The 18,751-nt window shown below is 75.4% G+C and carries 24 protein-coding genes; 5 read left to right on the top strand and 19 right to left on the bottom strand.

Going from position 1 to position 18,751, the window contains the following annotated elements; genetic code table 11:
• Positions 1–71: 71 nt before the first annotated feature.
• The 3 genes from amiA to AC0IVP_RS09470 form a co-directional block, all read right to left on the bottom strand.
• Entirely contained in the window at positions 72–209 is a 138-nt protein-coding gene (gene amiA, locus AC0IVP_RS09480) for a streptamidine family RiPP (protein WP_157519521.1), read from the bottom strand.
• Positions 210–294: 85 nt separating this feature from the next.
• Positions 295–1,071 carry a SagB family peptide dehydrogenase gene (locus AC0IVP_RS09475; RefSeq protein ID WP_471756185.1) on the bottom strand — a complete coding sequence of 259 codons (777 nt, stop codon included), beginning with the start codon at positions 1,069–1,071 and terminating at the stop codon, positions 295–297.
• 4 nt (positions 1,072–1,075) lie between these two features.
• Entirely contained in the window at positions 1,076–2,026 is a 951-nt protein-coding gene (locus AC0IVP_RS09470) for an ABC transporter substrate-binding protein (RefSeq protein ID WP_471756183.1), read from the bottom strand.
• 90 nt (positions 2,027–2,116) lie between these two features.
• Between AC0IVP_RS09470 and AC0IVP_RS09465 the strand changes: the two genes are divergently transcribed.
• Genes AC0IVP_RS09465 through AC0IVP_RS09455 form a run of 3 tightly spaced genes read left to right on the top strand, consistent with a single transcriptional unit; the run spans position 2,117 to position 4,931 of the window.
• Complete coding sequence (locus AC0IVP_RS09465) at positions 2,117–3,094, top strand: FecCD family ABC transporter permease (RefSeq protein ID WP_471756181.1); 978 nt, start codon at positions 2,117–2,119, stop codon at positions 3,092–3,094.
• 5 nt (positions 3,095–3,099) lie between these two features.
• Positions 3,100–4,116: a FecCD family ABC transporter permease gene (locus tag AC0IVP_RS09460; RefSeq protein WP_471756179.1), complete on the top strand. Its 1,017-nt coding sequence runs from the start codon at positions 3,100–3,102 to the stop codon at positions 4,114–4,116.
• Entirely contained in the window at positions 4,113–4,931 is an 819-nt protein-coding gene (locus tag AC0IVP_RS09455; protein ID WP_471756177.1) for an ABC transporter ATP-binding protein, read from the top strand. Before AC0IVP_RS09460 ends, AC0IVP_RS09455 begins: the two co-directional genes overlap by 4 nt.
• A 2-nt stretch (positions 4,932–4,933) precedes the next feature.
• On the opposite strand, the gene AC0IVP_RS09450 is transcribed toward AC0IVP_RS09455, so the two are convergent.
• Together AC0IVP_RS09450 and AC0IVP_RS09445 are read right to left on the bottom strand one after the other, a co-directional pair.
• Complete coding sequence (locus tag AC0IVP_RS09450; RefSeq protein ID WP_471756175.1) at positions 4,934–6,175, bottom strand: MFS transporter; 1,242 nt, start codon at positions 6,173–6,175, stop codon at positions 4,934–4,936.
• Between the two features lie 28 nt (positions 6,176–6,203).
• Entirely contained in the window at positions 6,204–7,007 is an 804-nt protein-coding gene (locus tag AC0IVP_RS09445; protein WP_471756173.1) for a MerR family transcriptional regulator, read from the bottom strand.
• Between the two features lie 81 nt (positions 7,008–7,088).
• Between AC0IVP_RS09445 and AC0IVP_RS09440 the strand changes: the two genes are divergently transcribed.
• Positions 7,089–7,433: a nuclear transport factor 2 family protein gene (locus AC0IVP_RS09440; RefSeq protein ID WP_056299046.1), complete on the top strand. Its 345-nt coding sequence runs from the start codon at positions 7,089–7,091 to the stop codon at positions 7,431–7,433.
• Positions 7,434–7,472: 39 nt separating this feature from the next.
• On the opposite strand, the gene AC0IVP_RS09435 is transcribed toward AC0IVP_RS09440, so the two are convergent.
• The 11 genes from AC0IVP_RS09435 to AC0IVP_RS09385 form a co-directional block, all read right to left on the bottom strand.
• Positions 7,473–8,246, bottom strand: coding sequence for a TetR/AcrR family transcriptional regulator (locus AC0IVP_RS09435; protein ID WP_471756171.1), 774 nt, complete (start codon positions 8,244–8,246; stop codon positions 7,473–7,475).
• 229 nt (positions 8,247–8,475) lie between these two features.
• A complete protein-coding gene (locus tag AC0IVP_RS09430; RefSeq protein ID WP_471756169.1) occupies positions 8,476–9,282 on the bottom strand; it encodes a DNA-formamidopyrimidine glycosylase family protein in 807 nt (268 codons plus the stop codon).
• A gap of 52 nt (positions 9,283–9,334) precedes the next feature.
• On the bottom strand, positions 9,335–9,652 hold the full coding sequence (locus AC0IVP_RS09425; protein ID WP_157519519.1) for a hypothetical protein: 318 nt from the start codon (positions 9,650–9,652) through the stop codon (positions 9,335–9,337).
• A 167-nt stretch (positions 9,653–9,819) separates the two neighbouring features.
• Positions 9,820–10,215, bottom strand: coding sequence for a VOC family protein (locus tag AC0IVP_RS09420; protein ID WP_056298435.1), 396 nt, complete (start codon positions 10,213–10,215; stop codon positions 9,820–9,822).
• A 37-nt stretch (positions 10,216–10,252) separates the two neighbouring features.
• Complete coding sequence (locus AC0IVP_RS09415) at positions 10,253–11,158, bottom strand: epimerase (RefSeq protein WP_471756193.1); 906 nt, start codon at positions 11,156–11,158, stop codon at positions 10,253–10,255.
• A gap of 8 nt (positions 11,159–11,166) precedes the next feature.
• Positions 11,167–11,718 (bottom strand): hypothetical protein, encoded by a 552-nt coding sequence (locus AC0IVP_RS09410; RefSeq protein WP_471756167.1) that lies wholly within the window; start codon positions 11,716–11,718, stop codon positions 11,167–11,169.
• A 32-nt stretch (positions 11,719–11,750) separates the two neighbouring features.
• On the bottom strand, positions 11,751–12,425 hold the full coding sequence (locus AC0IVP_RS09405) for a DUF1345 domain-containing protein (RefSeq protein WP_471756165.1): 675 nt from the start codon (positions 12,423–12,425) through the stop codon (positions 11,751–11,753).
• A 16-nt stretch (positions 12,426–12,441) separates the two neighbouring features.
• The gene (locus AC0IVP_RS09400; RefSeq protein WP_471756163.1) at positions 12,442–13,617 is read right to left on the bottom strand and encodes a zinc-dependent alcohol dehydrogenase; all 1,176 of its coding nucleotides are present in this window, start codon (positions 13,615–13,617) and stop codon (positions 12,442–12,444) included.
• A complete protein-coding gene (locus AC0IVP_RS09395) occupies positions 13,614–14,096 on the bottom strand; it encodes a hypothetical protein (protein WP_471756161.1) in 483 nt (160 codons plus the stop codon). Before AC0IVP_RS09395 ends, AC0IVP_RS09400 begins: the two co-directional genes overlap by 4 nt.
• Positions 14,093–14,668, bottom strand: coding sequence for a type 1 glutamine amidotransferase domain-containing protein (locus AC0IVP_RS09390; protein ID WP_056299037.1), 576 nt, complete (start codon positions 14,666–14,668; stop codon positions 14,093–14,095). Before AC0IVP_RS09390 ends, AC0IVP_RS09395 begins: the two co-directional genes overlap by 4 nt.
• 1 nt (position 14,669) lies before the next feature.
• Complete coding sequence (locus tag AC0IVP_RS09385) at positions 14,670–15,824, bottom strand: glutathione-independent formaldehyde dehydrogenase (RefSeq protein ID WP_471756159.1); 1,155 nt, start codon at positions 15,822–15,824, stop codon at positions 14,670–14,672.
• A 471-nt stretch (positions 15,825–16,295) separates the two neighbouring features.
• Between AC0IVP_RS09385 and AC0IVP_RS09380 the strand changes: the two genes are divergently transcribed.
• The gene (locus AC0IVP_RS09380) at positions 16,296–16,967 is read left to right on the top strand and encodes a helix-turn-helix transcriptional regulator (RefSeq protein WP_471756157.1); all 672 of its coding nucleotides are present in this window, start codon (positions 16,296–16,298) and stop codon (positions 16,965–16,967) included.
• Here AC0IVP_RS09380 and AC0IVP_RS09375 read toward each other — a convergent pair.
• From AC0IVP_RS09375 to AC0IVP_RS09365, 3 genes are all read right to left on the bottom strand, one after another.
• On the bottom strand, positions 16,961–17,572 hold the full coding sequence (locus tag AC0IVP_RS09375; protein WP_471756155.1) for a DUF1345 domain-containing protein: 612 nt from the start codon (positions 17,570–17,572) through the stop codon (positions 16,961–16,963). The two genes, AC0IVP_RS09380 and AC0IVP_RS09375, sit on opposite strands and share 7 nt — an antisense overlap.
• A 567-nt stretch (positions 17,573–18,139) precedes the next feature.
• Positions 18,140–18,397, bottom strand: coding sequence for a type II toxin-antitoxin system RelE family toxin (locus AC0IVP_RS09370; RefSeq protein ID WP_471756153.1), 258 nt, complete (start codon positions 18,395–18,397; stop codon positions 18,140–18,142).
• On the bottom strand, positions 18,394–18,657 hold the full coding sequence (locus AC0IVP_RS09365) for a type II toxin-antitoxin system Phd/YefM family antitoxin (protein ID WP_471756151.1): 264 nt from the start codon (positions 18,655–18,657) through the stop codon (positions 18,394–18,396). Before AC0IVP_RS09365 ends, AC0IVP_RS09370 begins: the two co-directional genes overlap by 4 nt.
• Positions 18,658–18,751: the final 94 nt, after the last annotated feature.

The raw sequence follows: 18,751 nt of genomic DNA, 5'->3' as shown, positions 1-18,751 counted from the left end.
GGGTCTCCCGGGGGTGGAGGGGCGCCCGCCCGCCCGGCGGTGCCGGACGGGCGGGCGCGGTCACGAGCTGGTCAGCGCTCGGTGGCGGCCGGCTCGGGCTGGACGGCGATCTCCTCGAAGGGGTTCTCCACGAGGGCGTTGCTGTGGGTCGCCGAGTGGGTGGCGGCCGGGGCGGTGCGGACCTTCTCGGTGCGGAAGAACTCGTTCACGGTGGACTCCTCGGCTCGGTTGCCGTGCCCCGGGTGGGACACGTCCGACAGCCAAGCAGGAATGACAATCGTTCTCAACGTCGTGTCATCGGGATGTCTGCACCCGGCTCCCGGAGACGAAGAGGGCCGCGGGGAACGCCGTCCCCGGCAGTGCCAGCAGGGCGGCGAGACCCTCGTCGGAGAACCCCGAGACCGGACAGCCGGGGAGGTCCAGCGCGGTCGCGACCAGCTGCAGGTTCTGCAGCGCGATGCCGGCGTCCAGGTGGAGCGTGCGGTAGTGCCGCGGCCCGTACGTGGGCAGCGTCAGGTCCAGCCGAGCCACCAGCACCACCACGACGGTGGCCCGGGTGGCGAACGGCGGCTGGTCCAGCACCGCCGTCAACGCGTCGGTGGGGTCCCCGGCGCGGCTGCGCGTCAGCGTGCCGCCGCCCCCGCCGTCCGCGTGCCGCACGTCGGCCCGGTGCACCCCCGGGGACAGCGCGCCCGGCCCGCGGACGACGAGCCACGGCTCCAGCGAGGGCAGCCCGCCGGCCGAGGGCGCCACGCCCGCGCGGTGCCGCCGGCCGTCGGACAGCAGGACCTCCCGCTGGACCCCCAGGGACCAGCGCAGCAGGTCCGCCAGCTCGGGCAGGGCCATCTGCCCAGGACCCCAGGTGTAGGCCGACCGCCGGCGGAGCAGCGCCTGCTCGACGGTCACCGGCGGCAGCGGCCGCGCGGGCGGCAGCACGACCGTCGTCTCCACGGGGTCCGGCGGCAGCGTCACCGACCGGCCCCGGCCGGTCGGGCGGGACCCGAGCTCGACGTGCACCCGGCGCACCAGCGCCAGGTCCTCACCACCCTGCCCCGCCCGAGCGGCCGACACCGGGTCAGCCCACCGGGTACAGCAGGTCCAGGGCCTCCTCGAGCACCAGCGTCAGGGTGCGGGTGCCCCGACCGGTGCCCCAGAGGGTCGCGTCGACCTCGGTGACCCGGCCGTCGCGGACCGCGCCCAGGCTGGCCCACACCGGGTCCGCGGCCAGCTCCTGGGACAGCGGGGTCGCCTCGACCGCGCCGAAGGACAGGGTCTGGGCGAAGACGACGTCCGGGTCGACGGCCAGCACCTCCTCCACCGACACCGGGACGGCGGGCGAGTGGCCGCCGGCGACGTCACCGGACCAGGGGTACTCCCCCAGCTCGGCGAGCACCGAACCCACCGGGGTGGCGTCGCTGTCGACGGACAGACCGTCGGGCGAGCCGTAGACGGCCATGCTGCTGGCCGGCCCACCGGCGGCGTCGGCGCGCCGGTCGGCCTCCTCGCGGGCCTCCTCCAGCATCGCGGTGAACGCCTCGGCGGCCGCGCTGGCCCGGTCCTGGCGGCCGGTCAGCTCACCCATCAGCTCCAGCACCTCGACCGAGTCCTGCCAGCTCTGCGGGTCCACCAGCAGCAGCGGCGCGATCGGCTCCAGGCCGGCCCGCAGCCCGTCGTGCGCCCCGAGCAGGCCGACGACGAGGTCGGGCTCGGCGGAGGCGACGTCCTCCAGGTCCTCCTCGCCGAAGGCGCCGGTGATCTCGACCATGTCGGTGTCGGGGCCCCAGAAGCGGTCGTCGACGACGAGCCGGTCCCGGTAGGCGACCGGCTGCAGGTCCAGCTCGGCCAGCGCGTCGCCGCAGATCGCGGTGAGGCAGGCGATCCGGGTGACCTCGCCGGGCAGCTCGAGCTCGGTGCCGGAGGCGTCGGTGTGGGTCTGCACCGCGCCCCCCTCGGCGGTGGCGGTGTCCTCGGCGGCGTCGGTGGAACAGCCGGCGAGCAGGAGGCCGGCCAGGGCGGTGGCGACCACCGTCCGGGGTGTGCGGGACGTCGGGCGGGCAGCTGTGCGGTTCACGGGGGCCTCTCGGGGCGGGGGTGCGGAGGCGCTAGGTTAGCGGTAATGACAATCGTTCTCGCAAGACCGGGGCCGCGGTGGCTGGTGGCCGTCGGCCTGGTCGTGCTGGCCGCCCTGGTCCTGCTGGCCCTGGGCCCGGGCCTGCTGCGGGCCTGGGCGACCGGCGTCGCGGACCCGGTGCAGGAGCTGACGCTCGCCCGGGTCCGGGCCCCCCGCGTCCTGCTCGGCGCCCTCTGCGGGGCCGCCCTCGGCCTGGCCGGCGCGCTGCTGCAGGACGGGCTGCGCAACCCGCTGGCCGGGCCCGAGCTGCTCGGCGTCTCCTCCGGCGCCGCCCTCGTCGCGGCCACCAGCACGGTGCTGGCCCTGCCCGTCCCGCTGGGGCTGCGCGCGCCGCTCGCCCTGCTCGGCGCAGCCGCCGCCGGACTCGTCGTCCTGCTGGCCGCCAGCACCTCCCGGGACGCCACCCGGGTCGTCCTCGTCGGCGCCGCGGTGTCCGCGGTGCTGTCCGGCCTGGTCGTCGCCGTGGTCAGCCTGGGCACCGCCGGGGACGTCGACCTGCTGCTGCGGTACCTGCTGGGCAGCCTCGCCGGCCGCGGCTGGGACGACGTCCTCGTGCTCGCACCGCTGCTGCTGCCCGCCGCACTCGGCGCCTGGCTGCTGCGCCGACCGCTGGGCGTGCTCGCCCTGGGCGACCCCGCGGCCGCCGCCCTGGGCGTCCGCCCGGCCCGGCTGCGGCTCGCCGTCGTGACCGTGGCCCTCGCGCTGACCGCGGCGGTGGTGGCGGTCTGCGGGCCGGTGGCGTTCGTGGCGCTGCTGTCCCCGCACCTGGTCCGCGGGCTGGGCGGCACCTCGGTCAGCGCCCGCGTTCTGCCCGCCGCCGGCCTGGCCGGTGCCGTGCTGCTGGTCGGTGCCGACCTGCTCGCCCGCACCGTGCTGGCCCCGGTGGAGCTCCCGGTCGGCATCGCCACCACCGTGCTCGGCGTCCCCCTGCTGCTGGTGGCGCTGCGGAGGCAGGGGTGGTGACCCGGGTGGCCCGACCCGGGCGGACGGTCGTGCTCGTCGTCGGCGGGGTGGCCGCCGCGGCCGCACTGCTCACCGCCCACCTGGCCGCCGGACGGCTGCCGCTGCCACCGGACGACGTGTGGGCAGCGCTCACCGGCTCCCCCACCTCGGCGTTCCACCGGGTGCTCGTCGTCGACCTCCGGCTCCCGCGGGCGCTGGTCGGGCTGGGCGCCGGGGCCCTGTTGGCGCTGTCCGGGGCGGTGCTGCAGGCGGTCACCCGCAACCCGCTCGCCGAGCCCGGGCTCGTCGGGGTGACCACCGGGGCCGCACTGGGCGTGGTGGCCTACCTCGCCGTCGCCGCGGGCACCGGCCTGTCCCCCGCCCCCACCGTCGCCGCGCTGCTGGGCGGTCTCGCCGCCGGCGCGGCGACGTGGCTGGTCGCCGGGCGACACGGCTCGGACCCCGGGCGGCTGGTCCTGGTCGGCGCGCTCGTCGCCGCGCTGTGCACCGCGCTGACCAGCCTGCTGCTGCTGGGGCGCCGGGACTCCCTGGGCAGCGTGCTGCGCTGGCTCGTCGGTTCCCTCAACGCCCGCACCTGGGACGACTGGGCGGCACTCTGGCCGTGGCTGCTGGCCGGCGTGCCGGTGGCGCTGCTGTCCGCCGGGCTGGTCAACCTGCTCCAGCTGGACGACCCGCTGGTGACCTCGCTGGGCCGGCGCGCCGACCGCACCCGACTGCTCGTGCTCGGGCTGGCCGTCGCCCTGGCGGCCGCCGCGGTGTCCGCGACCGGGGCGGTCGCCTTCGTCGGGCTGCTCGCCCCGCACGTCGCCCGCCGCCTGGTCGGCGCCGATGCCCGCGCGCTGCTGCCGGTCGCCGCCGTCCTGGGTGCCGTCCTGCTCTCCGCCGCCGACCTGGTCGCCTACAGCACCACCGTCTCGCTGCCCGGTGCCGCCAGCCAGGTGACCGGCCTGCCGGTCGGCGCGGTCACCGCGGTGGTCGGCGGACCCGTCCTGCTCGCCCTGCTCCGGAGGTCCCGCCGATGACCGCACCGCCGCCTCCCCCGGCCGCCGTCCCCACCGCGCACGGGGTGGTCGCCGGCTACGGCCGGCGCCGGGTGCTCGACGGCGTGGACCTGGTCCCCGAGCCCGGCCGGCTCACCTGCCTGGTCGGGCCCAACGGGTCCGGGAAGTCCACGCTGCTGCAGACCCTGGGCCGGGTGGTGCCCACCCGGGGCGGCCGGGTCGTCCTGGACGGGCGGGACATCGCCGACTGGCCCGGGCCGCAGGTCGCCCGCCGGGTCGCGCTGCTCACCCAGGACCCGCAGGGGCCCGGCGGGCTGCGCGTGCGCGAGCTGGTCGAGCAGGGCCGGCACCCCTGGGTCGGTGCGTTCGGCGCGTTGCGCCGTCGCGACGACGAGGCGATGGCCGACGCGATGACCGCCGCGGGTGTCGACCACCTCGCCGACCGCCGGCTGGACGAGCTGTCCGGCGGGGAGCGCCAGCGGGCCTGGATCGCCCTCGCCCTGGCCCAGGACACCCCGACGCTGCTGCTGGACGAGCCGACCACCTTCCTCGACGTCGCCCACCAGCTGGAACTGCTGCGGCTGGTGCGGCGGCGCTGCGACGAGCGGGGCACCACGGTCGTCGTCGTGCTGCACGACCTCAACCAGGCCGCCCGCTTCGCCGACCGGGTGGTCGCCCTGCACCGCGGCGCCGTCGTCGCCGACGGGACCCCGGAGCAGGTGCTCACCCCCGGCCTGCTGCGCGAGGTCTTCGACGTCGAGGCGGTGGTGGTGCCCGACCCGGTCACCGGCCGGCCGATGTTCGTGCCCACCGGGGACCGGCGGGACGACGCCTGACCTCAGACCGCGGCGGTGACCAGCTCGCGGCGCCGCAGCGGGGAGCGGGCCGCCAGGACGGCGCTGGTGGCCACCCCGAGGGCGGCGAGCAGGTACGCCGTCCGGACGTCGGTGACGGTGGCGAGCACGCCGCCGGCCAGCGCGCCCACGGGGGCCCCGCCCCAGGCGATCATCCGGGCGGTGGTGTTGACCCGGCTCTGCAGCCCGTCGGGGGTCACCTGCTGGCGGGCGGTGATCCCGTTGACCACGGCCAGCACCGAGGACGCCGACCAGGCCACCAGCAGGACGAGGGCGGCGGCGGTGCCGGGCACCAGGGCCAGGGCGACGACCAGTACGGCGTTGGCGGCGTAGGCGCCGATGCTGATCCAGCCGACCGGCAGCCGGCGGGACAGCCACGGGAGCCCGGCCCCGGCCAGCAGCCCGCCGACGGCGGTGGCGACGAACACCGCACCGACCCACCCCGAGCCTGGGTCCAGGCCCAGCCCGTCGACCGCGAAGACGACGAGCAGCCCGCCCACTGCCCCCGCGGTGACCGACTGGCCGAAGCCGAAGAGGGTCAGTGCGCGCACCACCGGCTGGTGCCACAGGAACCGCAAGCCCTCCCGGATCTCGCCGGCGGTGCGGGCCACGACACCCGCGGGGGCCGGCGGGGCGTCGTCCCGGGCGGGTGACAGCGGTACCGCGATGGAGGCGATCAGGGCTGCGGCGACGGCGTAGGCGACCACGTCGGCACCCAGTGCGTAGGCGGGGCCGACGGTGGCGATGAGCAGTCCGGCGACGGCGGGGAAGGACACCTCGACGACGCTGGCGGTGGTGAACACGACGCTGTTGGCCGGGGCGAGCCGGTCGCGGCCGACCAGGGCGGGGAGGGCGCCGAAGCAGGCGGCGTCGTACCAGACGAAGGCGGAGTGCAGGACGAGCGCGACGACCAGGACGTGCGGCACCGTGAGCGCGTCGGCCGCGGCGGCCAGCGGCACGGTGGCCAGTGCCAGCCCGGCGACGGCCTGGCAGGTCAGCATGAGACGGCGGCGGTCGACCCGGTCGGCCAGTGCGCCGGCCACGAGCCCGAACAGCAGGTACGGCGCGACCTCCAGCGCGGAGACGGCGGCGGTCAGGAAGGCCGAGCCGGACAGCTGCAGGACCAGCAGCGGCAGGGCCACCCCGGTGATCGCGTAGCCGGCGCCGGCGACCACCCGGGCCCCGAGGAAGGAGCGGAAGCCGGGGGCCTGCCAGACGGTCGCCACGGCGGGTGACCCTACACGGGAATGATGTTCATTCTTGTAAAGGCGGAGGGGTCAGCCGGAAGACCGGCCAGCCGATGTCGGTGCGCCAGTCCGCCGTCTCCGGGGTGTCCCGCGGCCCGACCGTGTAGGTCTCCCGCACCGGCCCCGCGACGGCGAGGGCGTGGTCGGCGACCCACCGCCCCAGCTCGCCGTAGGTGACGTCGATCGTGTCGTGGTCCCCGACGTGCGTGCGGACCGCCAGCTCCACCCCCGGGAGGAGCACCGGACGCACCCGGCCGCGCGTGGGCGCCTCCCCCGTCGGCAGGTGCACCTGCACCCGGCCGCGTCCGGCGGTGAACAGCTCGTCGTCGTAGGCGCCACCGGGCGGGCCGTCGGGGTGCGGCACGACGGCGTCGAGCTCGGCCACGGCGCCGGCGTACCAGCCCAGCACGTCGTCCAGCGCGACGACGGCCGCGACCGCGGCGACCTCCGTGGGCGGCACCGCGCGCAGCTCGACGTCCACCGGCCCCGGTGCCAGGAGCCGCTGCAGCGAGGCGGCCGCGGCCCGGGTGCGCGCCAGCTGGTCCTCCAACCGCTGCAGGTGCCGGGCGACCAGCTCGGCCCGGGTGCCGGGGTCCCCTGCTCCGAGCACCGCCCGGACGTCGTCCAGCGGGAGGTCCAGGGCCCGCAGGTGGTGGATGACCTGCGCGGTCGGGATCTGCTCGGCGGTGTAGGAGCGGTAGCCGGTCAGCGGGTCCACCCGGGCCGGCTGCAGCAGACCGCTGTCGTGGTAGCGGCGCAGCGTCCGGACGCTGAGGTGGGTGAGGCCGGCGAACTCCCCGATGCTGAGCACGGTCCGGACTCTGCCCCCTCCCCCGGCGGGAGGGTCCACCGGCTGGACCCTCTCCCGGGGGGAGGCCGCACGGTGGTCGGCATGACCGAGCTGCCCGCCGTCGTCACGGCCTACGCCACCCACCGCTCCCCCGACCTGTTCACCCCCGACGCCTCCGTCACCGACGAGGGCCGCACGCACACCGGCCGCACCGAGGTGGCCGCCTGGCTGGAGCGCAGCTCCTCGGAGTGGACCTACACGACCGAGCGCACCGGCTCGGCCCGCCTGGACGACGACCACTGGACCGTCACCGAGCACCTGGAGGGCGACTTCCCCGGCGGCGTCGTGGACCTCGTCCACCGCTTCTCCCTGCGGGACGGCCTGATCGGCCAGCTGGTCATCGAGCCGGTCGTCGCCCACGTCACCGGGGAGACGGCAGCCCCCTGAGGAGGGCACCCCGCACCTGCGGTCGCCGGCCCGCGCTGCTCACCGCCCGGGCCACCGCCTGCGGCGCTCGACCCGGGCGGCCTGGGCCCGGGTCCGGGACTCCCGGGCGGCGGCCCCGTTCTCGGCAGCCCGTCGGCAGGCGTCCGCGGCGCGTGCAGCGAGGGCTGCCGCCCGGTCGTGCAGGCGGCCCACCTCCTGGTGCAGCTCGGCCCGGCGCTGCTCGTGCGCACCGACCCGGTCGTCGCGGTCGGCGGGCGCCGGATCCTGGGAACCCAGCGCCAGGGCGGTGGACAGCAGGTGGGGCAGGTCGGCGACCAGGGCATCGACGTCGGCCGGTCCCGCCGTCCCGGCGAGCAGGCGGCGGCGCCCGTCGTGGCCCTGCACGCGGAGCGTGGTCATCAGCAGCGCGGCCAGCAGCGCCGCGGGCACCGCGGGCGTCCGCTCCCCGATGACGCCGGCAAGCACCACCTCGGCCCGGGCGAAGAGCGTCCGCTCGTGCCGGAGCAGTGCCTGCGTGGCCTCGATCTCGCGAGCCACCTGCCGACGGTCGGGGTCCACCAGGGACCGGAGGTCGGACTCCTGGGCGGCGACGAGGCGGGCGACCAGCGCCTCGTCCCACGGGCCCCCGTCGTGGTCCGGGCGCAGGGTCTCCGGGGACAGCACGGCCGGCAGCCGGTCCAGGAAGAAGAGCTCCTCCTTGGTGGCGGCGTGCGCGTAGACCGTGGCGGTCGCGACGTCGGCGGTCCGGGCGACCTGCTCCACGGTGGTCGCCGCGAACCCCTGCTCGTGGAAGAGCCGCCGGGCTGCGAGCACGACACGCTCCCGGACCCGGGCGCGCTGTCGCTGCCGCCGGGAGCCCACGTGTGGCGCAGGAACGGTCACGGCACGTCCCTGGCTGGTCGGGAGCGACCGCGGGCGCGGGACGCCGTGCGCGCTCACGCGGCACCGGACTGTCGACGGAACGGCGTTGTTCCTCAACCCACCGTAGCCGCTGTCCGGTCCGGGCAGGGCCGCGACGCCGGTGCCGCGCCGGGCGGACCGCTCAGGTCTGGCAGCTGGGGCACCACCAGGTGTGCCGGTTCTCCGGGTCGCCGACGACCTCGGCGGAGAACTGCAGCGGCGTCCCGCAGCGCCGACAGGGCTCCCGGGTCCGGCCGTAGACGTAGTACCGCTGGCCGGGCCGGGTGTTGCCGGTCGTCACCCGTCCCGGACCATCGGGCTGCACGGCGAACCGCATCGCCCGGACGGCGAGACGGACCAGCGGCTCGACGTCCACCTCACCGACCGGGGTGAGCGGCAGGTGGCCGCGCAGGAAGCACAGCTCGTTGACCCACACGTTGCCCAGTCCGGCCACGACGCGCTGGTCGAGCAGGGCCGAGATCAGCGGCCGCTCGGGCTGGGCCTCCAGGTTCGCGGTGGCCCGGGCGATCAGCTCGGGCACCGGCACGCGTTCGTCGAGCAGGTCGGGCCCCAGGTGCCCGACGACGGTGTCCTCGGCGCTGGTGGGCAGCAGCTCCACCACCGGCATCCGCAGCGCGATCGCGGTGGCACCGGTCGTGCTCAGCACCAGCCGGGCGTCGCCCATCATCCGGCGGGGCAGCGTCTTGCCCACGCCCACGACGCTCCACTCGCCGTCCATCCGCAGGTGGGTGTGCAGCGTGAGCGCGTCGCCGGCGAGGTCCAGCCGGGTCAGCAGGTGCTTGGCCCGGGCCACGGTGCCCAGCACGCGCGCCCCGGTCAGGTCCGCGGTGGCGTGCCTGGGGACCCGGAAGTCGCTGCCGGTGACCTCGGTCCCGGTGAGGACGCCGAGGCGCCGGGCGAGGCGGTAGATCGTGTCACCTTCGGGCATCGGGGCCCACGGTAGGCGGGTGCACGACGGGGCGGGTCGGCGACCGGCCCGGTCAGGACGAGCTGGAGTCCACCGACCCCACGGCGGCGTCCACGTCGGCCGCCCACCGGGTCACCCCGCACGCGCCGATGACGACGACCTCGTCCACGACCATCGGGACACCGGCGGCGGCGGCCACCGCGACCGCGACCCGGGCCGCCAGCTCGATCGCGCCCGCGGCGTCCGGGGCCGCGAGGGAGGACTCCAGGTAGAAGACCTCGGGGACGTGCGGGTCCTCCCGCACCGACATCCCCGGCGGGACGTCGACCCGCAGGGCGAGACCGGCCTCCCAGGCGTGTGCCTCCGTCGTCTCCAGCACGGATGAGGCCACGAAGGTCTCCACCACTCACTCCTCGTCACACGTCGTACCCCTGCGGTCCCGCCCGTCGTCCGGGTGTGGGCACCGCTCCAGCGTCGTTCGTGGACCTGGTGCCCGCCGGCCGCGGCCCTGACACCGGTCGCGGGCCGGGTTCACCCGACGGGGGTGGTCGGCGTCCCTCAGGCGGTGGGCTCGTGACCGCCGCGGAGGATGCAGAACTGGTTGCCCTCGGGGTCGGCCAGGACGACCCAGCCGGTGCCCGGACCGTGGATGCCCCGGTGGTCGGCGACCTGGGTCGCACCGAGCCCGAGCAGCACCTCCAGCTCCTCGTCACGGGAGCGCTCGACCGGGCGCAGGTCCAGGTGGACCCGCTTGGGGATGCCGGTGTCGAACCCGGGCACCTCCAGGAAGAGCAGCCGCTCCCCGGTGCTCGGCGAGACGATCGTGCACTCCTCGTCGCCAGGCACGTTGGGGTCGCCGTCGACGTCCACGAAGCCGAGGACCTGCTTCCACCACTCCGAGAGGGCGTGGGCGTCGACGCAGTCGATGCTGACGTGGGAGATGCGTGCCGTCATCGTCGGATCGTGACAGGTCCCGGCGTCGACGGACGACTCACCGCAGCAGGTCGGTCAGCGCCCCCCGCAGCTCCGGGTGCCCGAACGCGAAGCCGGCCTCGGCCAGCCGGCGGGAGACCGCCCGTCGCCCGGTGAGGGCCAGCGCCGGGTCGGTGCGCAGCAGCACCGCCCCCAGGCGCAGCAGGGGCGCAGGCGTCGGCGGCGCGGCCGGACGGTGCAGCACCGACCGCAGGGTCGCCATCAGCTCGGCGTTGCGCACCGGGTTCGGCGACGAGGCGATCAGCACACCCTCCGGTGCCGGTGCCGGTGCCGCCGGCTCGTCGATGCCCAGGCTCCAGCGCGTGACGGCCAGCCAGTCCTCCACGTGCAGCCAGCTGACCCACTGCCGCCCGCCGGCGATGCGCCCGCCCAGGCCACACCGGGTGAGCCACGCCAGCCGGTCCAGCGCCGGGGAGTCCCGGTCCAGGACGACGCTGGTGCGCAGCACCGTCTGCCGCACCGCGTTCGCCCCGGCCGCCGCCTCCTCCCACCGGCGCGCGACCTCGGTCATCTGCCGCGGGCCGTCCCCCGGCGGCGTGTCCTCGTCGACCAGCGTCTCGCCGGCATCCCCGACGATCGCCGTCGTGCTGGCCTGCACCCACACCGGCACGGGCTCGTCGAGCCGCTCGGCGGCGGCGCGCAACGCCAGCGTCGGCTGCACCCGCGACCGGGTGAGCAGGTCGGTGTTGGCCGCGGTCGGACGGCGGTCCACCAGCTCGCCGGCCAGGTTCACCACCGCCGCCCCGGCCAGCTCCACGGCCCAGGGGCCGACGGTCACGCCGTCCCACGCCACCTGCCGCACGGGGCCGGACCGCGGGCTCCGGGACAGGACCACGACCTCGTGCCCCCGCGCGGCCAGATCAGCCGTCAACCGACGTCCCAGGGACCCGGACCCACCCGCCACCACGACCTTCACGGGGCGAGTGTGCTCCGCCGACGACCGGCACGTCCTTCTGCGGGTGCGCTCCTCGGCGTGGTCGCCGCCGCGCAGCACGCCGGGCGGGCCTGCAGGACGTGTCGTCGGCGGGACAGTGGGCATGGTGTTCTCAGGCCAGGGTCCGGACCCAGGCTCAGGCCTCGTCCGGTCGAGCTGACGGACGGACGGGGTCGCCACCTCATCGGACCGGCGGTCCAGTCGGTGACGGCCTCGGCGAACCGGGGCAGCGACGCCGTCGCCGCGTCCAGCTGCAGCTCCGACTCCTGGACGAGGTCGACGACCAGGCCGGTCTCCTGGCTGAGCGCGACCAGGAACAGGACGTTGCCGGAGGTGCCCAGCGCGTTCTGCGGGAAGTGTGTGGACACCGTCGTCGAGGCGACGCCCGCTTCCCGGGCGACCCGGACGACCGGGGTGCCGGCGAAGCCCCGCTCGGTGGACAACCGCTGGACGGTGGACACGATCTGCCGACGGTCGTGCGCCCGGACGGCAGCGCGGTGGTGGGACCCCGAGGACTGGGGCAGGCGCACGACGCTGGACCACACCCGGCGCGGCTGCCACGTCACCCCTGGCCGAGGTCGGTGACCAGGTTGACCGCCACGGCGACGACCACGGTGCCGAACAGGTAGGACAGCAGGGCGTGCCCGAGCGCGACCTTGCGGATCACCCGGGACTCCAGCTGGGTGTCCGGGACGGCGAAGCTCATGCCCACCGTCGACGCCAGGTAGGCGAAGTCGCTGTAGGCAGGCGGTTCGCGCTGCCCGAAGTCGATCCCGCCGTCGGGCCCGTCGGCGTAGAAGCGGCGGGCGTACTTGAGGGCGAAGACGGTGGTCACCAGCGCCCAGGACACCATCACCACGAGCACGCACAGCACGACGACCGCGACCCCGACGGCGTCGCCGGACCCGGAGCGGACCAGCCCCTCGACGACGGCGGCGAGGCTCACGACCGCCGCGGCCAGCACGGCGGTGTCGGTGGCGCGGGTGCGACCCTCCTCCTCGGCCAGCCGCCGGGTGCCCTCGGCGTCGCAGGGCCAGCTGATCCGCCAGGCCCAGGTGAGCAGCCCGCCGGCGGCCACCAGCCACCCGAGGAGGACCGCCAGCTCGGGGATCCCGGCCACCACGACGAGCCCGCCGGCGACGACCCCGCCGGCGAGGCTGAGGAGCACACGGCGCCAGGACAGGATCGTCCCGCGCCCATCCGTGGTGACCCGGGCCGCCGGGCCGGCGGCGCTCACGGGAGTCCCCCGTGCTTCACGAGCCGGGACGGAACACCGCGCGCACGCACCCGTCCTCCTTCTCCTTGAACATCCGGTAGCCCTTCGGACCGTCGTCCAGGGACAGGACGTGGGTGGCCAGGTGCTCGGTCCGCACCTCGTCGCGGCTCATCAGGTCGAGGATCTCGGGCACGTAGCGGTGCCCGTGCTGCTGGGCCCCGCGCAGGGTGAGCGCCTTGTTCATCACCGCGCCCATCGGGAACTTGTCCACCAGACCGCCGAACACGCCGAGGGCGAAGACCGTGCCCCCCTTGCGGCAGGCGTAGACGGCCTCCCGCAGGGCCGTCGGCCGGTCCGACTGCAACCTCAGCTGCTGCTTGACCTGGTCGTACAGGTACTGCGGGCCGGTGCCGTGGGCCTCCATCCCCACGGCCTCGATGCAGACGTCCGGTCCGCGGCCACCGGTCATCTCCCGCAGCTCGGCGGGGACGTCCACCTGCTCGTAGTCCAGGGTGTCCGCGCCGATGTGGGTGCGGACCATGCCCAGCCTGTTGTCGATGCGGTCGATGACCACGACCCGCTCGGCCCCCATGAGCATCGCCTTGCGGGCAGCCATCTGACCCACCCCGCCGGCGCCGCACACCGCTACCACGTCGCCGGGCTGCACCCCCGCCTGGTCCGCACCGGTCCAGCCGGTGGGGGCGGCGTCCGAGGCGAACAGCGCCCGCTCGTCGGCCACACCGTCCGGGATCGTGAACGCGCCCTGGTCGGCGTAGGGCACCCGGATGTAGCGGGCGTGGCTGCCCGCGTAGCCGCCGAGGGCGTGCGAGTACCCGAAGCAGCCGCCGATGGCCTGGCCCCACAGCGCCTCGGTGATCCCCGGGTTGGGGTTGCCGTTGTCGCACAGCGAGAACAGCCCCTGCCGGCAGTACCAGCACCGCCCGCAGCTGATGAAGGACACGACCACCACGCGGTCGCCGACGCGGTGCCTGGTCACCCCCTTGCCGACCTCGGCGACCCTGCCCATGAACTCGTGCCCGAGGACGTCGCCGGACCGCATCGCCGGGATGTAGCCGCCCATCAGGTGCAGGTCGGAGCCGCAGGTCACCGACAGCCCGACCTCGAGGATGATGTCGTGGTCGTTGAGGATCGTCGGCTCGGGGACGTCCTCCACGCCGATCTCGTTCACGCCGCGCCAGGTCACCGCCTTCACAGCACTCCTCCTCTCGGCGCCCGTCGGGTGGCGCCCTCCAGCGCCGCGCCGGCCGGCGTGGCGTTCCGCTCGCCGTGGGGGGTGGGGTCCACGGCGAGGACCTCGCCCACCTCGATCAGCTGCTTGGCCTCGCGCAGCGCGGCCCGCAGGTCGCCCTGCGCACCGCTGCCGGCCAGCCGCGCCGGGGCGGGGGACCGCCCGGCCGGGCGCCGGGTCAGTCGCGCGGCCAGCTCGGTGCCCTTGCCGCCCGGCGCCGGGCGCGTCCGCGTCTCGATGCCGTCGCCGAACGAGGCCAGCGACCTCGGCAGTGCCGCGGCGTCGACCTCCGCCGGCTCGCGGCAGACCGTGACGGCCAGCCACCCGGACGCCGGGGGCCCCGCCGCGCCCGGCCCGTCGTGCCCGAGGGCAGAGCGGACCTGCCGGACGACGGTGCCGCCCGCCTTGGACGCCAGGGACGCCACCGTCCCGAGGGCGCTCACGACCGGCCTCCTGCCGCCGTGCTCTGCGGGGCCCGCGCGAACTCCTGCACGATGCGCGCGCAGAACGCCGGCAGGTCCTCCGGTGACCGGCTGGTGGTGAGGTTGCCGTCGGTCACGACCTCCTCGTCCACCACCTCGGCGCCGGCGTTGCGCAGGTCGGTGCGCACGCTGGGCCACGAGGTCAGCCGCCGCCCGTCGACCACGCCGGCCTCGGCCAGGGTCCAGGGGCCGTGGCAGATGGAGGCCACCGGCTTCCCCGTCCGGACGAAGGCCCCGACGAAGCGCACCGCGTCGGCGTCCATCCGCAGCTTGTCCGGGTTGACGGTGCCCCCGGGCAGCAGCAGGGCGTCGTAGTCCTCGACCGAGGCGGCACCCACGAGCCGGTCGACGCCGAAGGTGCCGGCGTCGGTCAGGTCGTGGTCACGGGCCTGGATCTCACCGGTCGTGATCGACAGGACGTCGGTGCGTGCCCCGGCGTCCTCGAGTGCCCGGCGTGGCTCCTCCAGCTCCACCCGCTCGACGCCGTCGGCCGCCAGGACGGCGACCCTGCGTCCGCTCAGCTCCCCGGCCACGTCAGGCACCCGCCATCGCCGGGTGCAGCACGACCTTCGTCCACCCCTGGTCGCGGGCGTCGAAGTGCTGGTAGGCCTCCGGTGCCCGGTCCAGGGGGAGTTCGTGGCTGACGATGAACGACGGCTCGGCCTTGCCGGCGGCGATCAGGTCGCGCAGCTGCCGGTTGTACTTCTTGACCGGCGCCTGGCCGCTGCCGATGTGCTGGCCCTTGAACCAGAAGAGCCCGTAGTCGAGGGCGACCTTGCCCTGCTTGGCCAGCTCGTCGCTGGCTCCCGGGTCCTGCGGCACGAAGACGCCGACGTTCCCGATGCGCCCGGTGAACCGCACCGAGGCGATGAGCCGGTTCATGGTCAGGCTCGCCTGCTCCTGCCCGTCGGGCTCGTGCGCCTGGTAGCCGACGCACTCGCAGCCGTTGTCCGCGCCCAGCCCCATGGTCTGGTCCAGGACCGCCTGCACCGGGTCGACCGCCGAGTCGTCGATGGCGATCGCGCCGATCGACTCGGCCAGCCGCAGCCGGTCGGGGTTGCGGTCGACGACCATGACCTTGCTCGCGCCCTTGATGGTCGCCGACAGCGCGGCCATCAGCCCAACCGGACCGGCGCCGTAGACCACCGTCTGGTCGCCGGGCTGCACGCCCGCCAGCTCGGTGGCGTGGTAGCCGGTGGGGAAGATGTCGGCGAGCATCACGTAGTCGGTCTGCCGTTCCTCGGCGTCCTCCCCCAGCCGCAGGCAGTTGAAGTCACCCCACGGCACGCGCAGCAGCTCGGCCTGGCCGCCGCCGTAGGGGCCCATGTCGGCGAACCCGTAGGCGGCACCGGCCATGCTCGGCTCCGGCTGGGCGGTGAGGCAGTAGTTGGTGAGCTGCCGCTCGCAGTTCTTGCAGTGCCCGCAGGCGATGTTGAACGGCAGGACGACCCAGTCGCCGACCCGCACCTGGTCCACCCCGTTGCCGACCTCCACGACCTGGCCCAGGTTCTCGTGCCCGAACCAGCGACCGGTCTCGAAGTCGGTGCGGCCCTCGTACATGTGCAGGTCCGAGCCGCAGATGTTCGCCGAGGTGACCCGCACCAGCACGTCCGTCGCCCGCTCGATCCGGGCGTCGGGTACGTCCTTGACGCTCACCTGCCGCGGTCCGTCGTAGACCACTGCCTTCACGATGCCTCCTCCGGGGACCGACCCACCGGGTGTGGGTCCGCACCGATCGAAGCGGGGACCGGGTGGCCCGGGCATCGGCAGACCTGCCGATCCGTCGGCGGGCTCCCCGGGTTGAGGAGCTCGGCCCGGTCGGGGAGGCTCGGCACGGAGCACGGGCGCCGGGCAGCGGGGACGTCCGCCGGATCCGGTCCGCGCTCCTGGCCGTCAAGAAGTTGCGGCCCCGACCCGACCTGCGGCCCTGGGCCGCCGGAGGCCGTCGTGCACCTGGACCCGCTCCCCCCGGACCCGCTCCCCCCGGACCCGCTCGGCGCCGACCCGCCGGGCGCGAGGTCGGGATGCCTGCAGTCGGTGCTCGCGCTCCTGCAGCACCTCCTGCCCGCCCACACCGCGCGGGTTGCCCAGGTCCCCCCGGGCCACCGCTGCACCGACGACCGATCCCCCCGGGACGACGAACCGACCCGGGTCCCGCTGGTGACCGGCGATGGCCGCGAGGTCGGCCACCTGCTGCTGCGGGCCCGGGACGGACGGCCACCGGGCCCGGGGAGGTGGCAGCTGCTCGGGCAGGTGCTCCCCCTGCTGGCCGAGGAGGTCGACCCGATGCGCGCCGTGCTCGACGCCGTCCGGCGCGTCCCCGACGTCGTCGCCGGCGCCGTCCTCGCACCCGACGGCGGCTGCCTCGAGATCCCGGGACTGGAACCCCACCCGCTGCTGCATGCCGGATCACCCGTGGCGGCCGCCGCGTCCGAGCGGATCGGGGTCTGCCGCCTGGGCACCTCCTTCCTGTGGCCCACCGGCGCCCGGGGTGCCGCGCTCGGTCACGTGCGGGTCACCGCGCTGGACACCGGGGGCGCCCGCGGCGGACCACCGACCACCGTCCTGCTGATCTCCCCCGCCGGGGACCTGGACGCCCTGACCCCCCGGGAGCTGGAGGTGCTCGGGTACCTGGTCGACGGGGCGAGCAACCCCGAGATCGCCGAGGCCCTCGTCGTGGCGGAGCGCACCGTGGCGACCCACGTCGAGCACATCCTGCTCAAGCTGGGCACGCCGACCCGGACGCTGGCCGCCGTCCGGGCCGAGCGGTACGGCCTGTACGTGCCGGCCGGGTGCCACCCGCCCGGACCGGAGCTGTCCTGGCGTCACTGACCGGGCTGGCCGAGGTTCGTCACCAGGTTCACGGCGACCGCCACGACGACCGTGCCGAACAGGTGGGACAGCAGGGCGTGCCCGAGAGTGAGCTTACGGACCCGGGTGGCCACGAGCCGGGTGTCGGAGACCGCCGAGCTCATGCCCACCGTGAACGCGAGGTAGACGAAGTCGCTCAGCGCGGGCGGATCGGGCTGACCGAAGTCGATGCCGCCGTCGCGACCCGCGGCGTAGAACCAGCGTGCGTACTTCAGCGCGAACACCGTGTTCACCAGCGCCCAGGACAGGATCACCACCAGCAGGCCGAGGACGACGGCGACCATGCCGACGGGGTCCATGGACCTGGACCGGACCAGCGTCTCCACGACCGCCCCCAGGCTGACGACCGCGGCGCCGAGGACGGCGGTGTCCGTGGCGTGGGTCCGTCCCTCCTCCTCGGCCAACAACCGGGTCTGCTCCGGGTTGCGGCGCCAGCTGATCCGCCACACCCACACGAGCAGGGCGGCCGCGGCGACCGTCCACCCGGCGAGGACCGCGACGTCGGCCGCCCCGACCAGGGCGACACCCATCCCGACGAGGACGCCGCCGGCCAGGCAGATGAGCACCCGACGCCGGGACAGGATGGACTGGCAAGGCGCGCTCCAGCCGGATGCCCCGCGCCCGCCGGCGCTCACCGGCACCGGTCCGCGTGGGCTGGTCGTCGCCCGTCGTCGCCCACTGCCTGCACGGTGCCTCCTCCGCCGAGGGCCCGCCCCACCGCGTCCGGGGGCTCTCCCCGATCGAACCGAGCAGGACCCGGTCGGGCATCGGCAGGCCCACCGATCTCCCTGCCTGCTCCTCGTCGCGGAGCAGTGCCGTGAGGGTCCGGGTGGCCCTCGTGGGTGCCGACGGTGTCGGGGCCCGCCGCGCCCATTGCTGCACACACGCACGAAGCGGGCCGCCCGATGAGGACGGCCCGCTTCTGGCCTGCAACTCCCCCGTCGGGCTGACGGGATCTGAACCTGCGACCCCTTGACCCCAGCCCGCAGCGTGGGGTCCAGCGCCGTCCGCGCACGTCGTGCTCTCGCAGGTCCGGCGGTGACGGCGTCCGAGGCCGTCCGTCGCTGTGCGGGGTCGTCCGGACTGCGTTGCCGTACCGGTTGCTGTACTCGGCCACGACGGGAGGCGCCGGGTCAGTGGTCGTAGACCTCCCGGCGGTGTCCGGCACGGACGACGGTCACGACCAGCGCCTCGTCGAGGACGTCGTAGATCACGCGATGGTCCCCCACCCGGATGCGCCAGGCGGTCTGCTCCCCCACCAGCTTGGTCGCTCCCACCGGACGCGGGTCCTCGGCCAGGTCACCGATGGCAGCGATGAGCCGGACACGCACGGGGCGGTCGAGCTTGCGCAGCTGCCGCGCAGCCGCGGTGAACTCGACGGAGTACGTCACCCAGCGAGCTCGTCACGCACCTCGGCCAACGACACCCGCTCCCCGTCGTCGGCGGCCTCGGCCGCCCGGTAGGCAGCTACGTCCTGAGACATCTCTAGCGCCTCCAGGGCTTCCAGGTCGGCGACCCCGACCACCACGGCAGCCAACTTGCCGTTGCGGGTCACCCCGATGCGCTCCCCGCCGTACATCGCACGACCCAACACGTCGGAGAGCTGACCGCGCAGCTCGCGGGTGGTGACCTCACCTGAGATGGTGTCCATACAGACGATCTTACGCTGCATTTGCAACTGTGTACACGAAGATCTCTTGCTGGTCTCGTGCCCCTGTAAGGCCGCCGCCATTCCGCTGTTGATT

The sequence above is a fragment of the Klenkia sp. AC732 genome, from assembly GCF_979256525.1.
The sequence above is the reverse complement of the archived record's forward strand: the minus strand, read 5'-3'. Positions and strand labels throughout refer to the sequence as shown.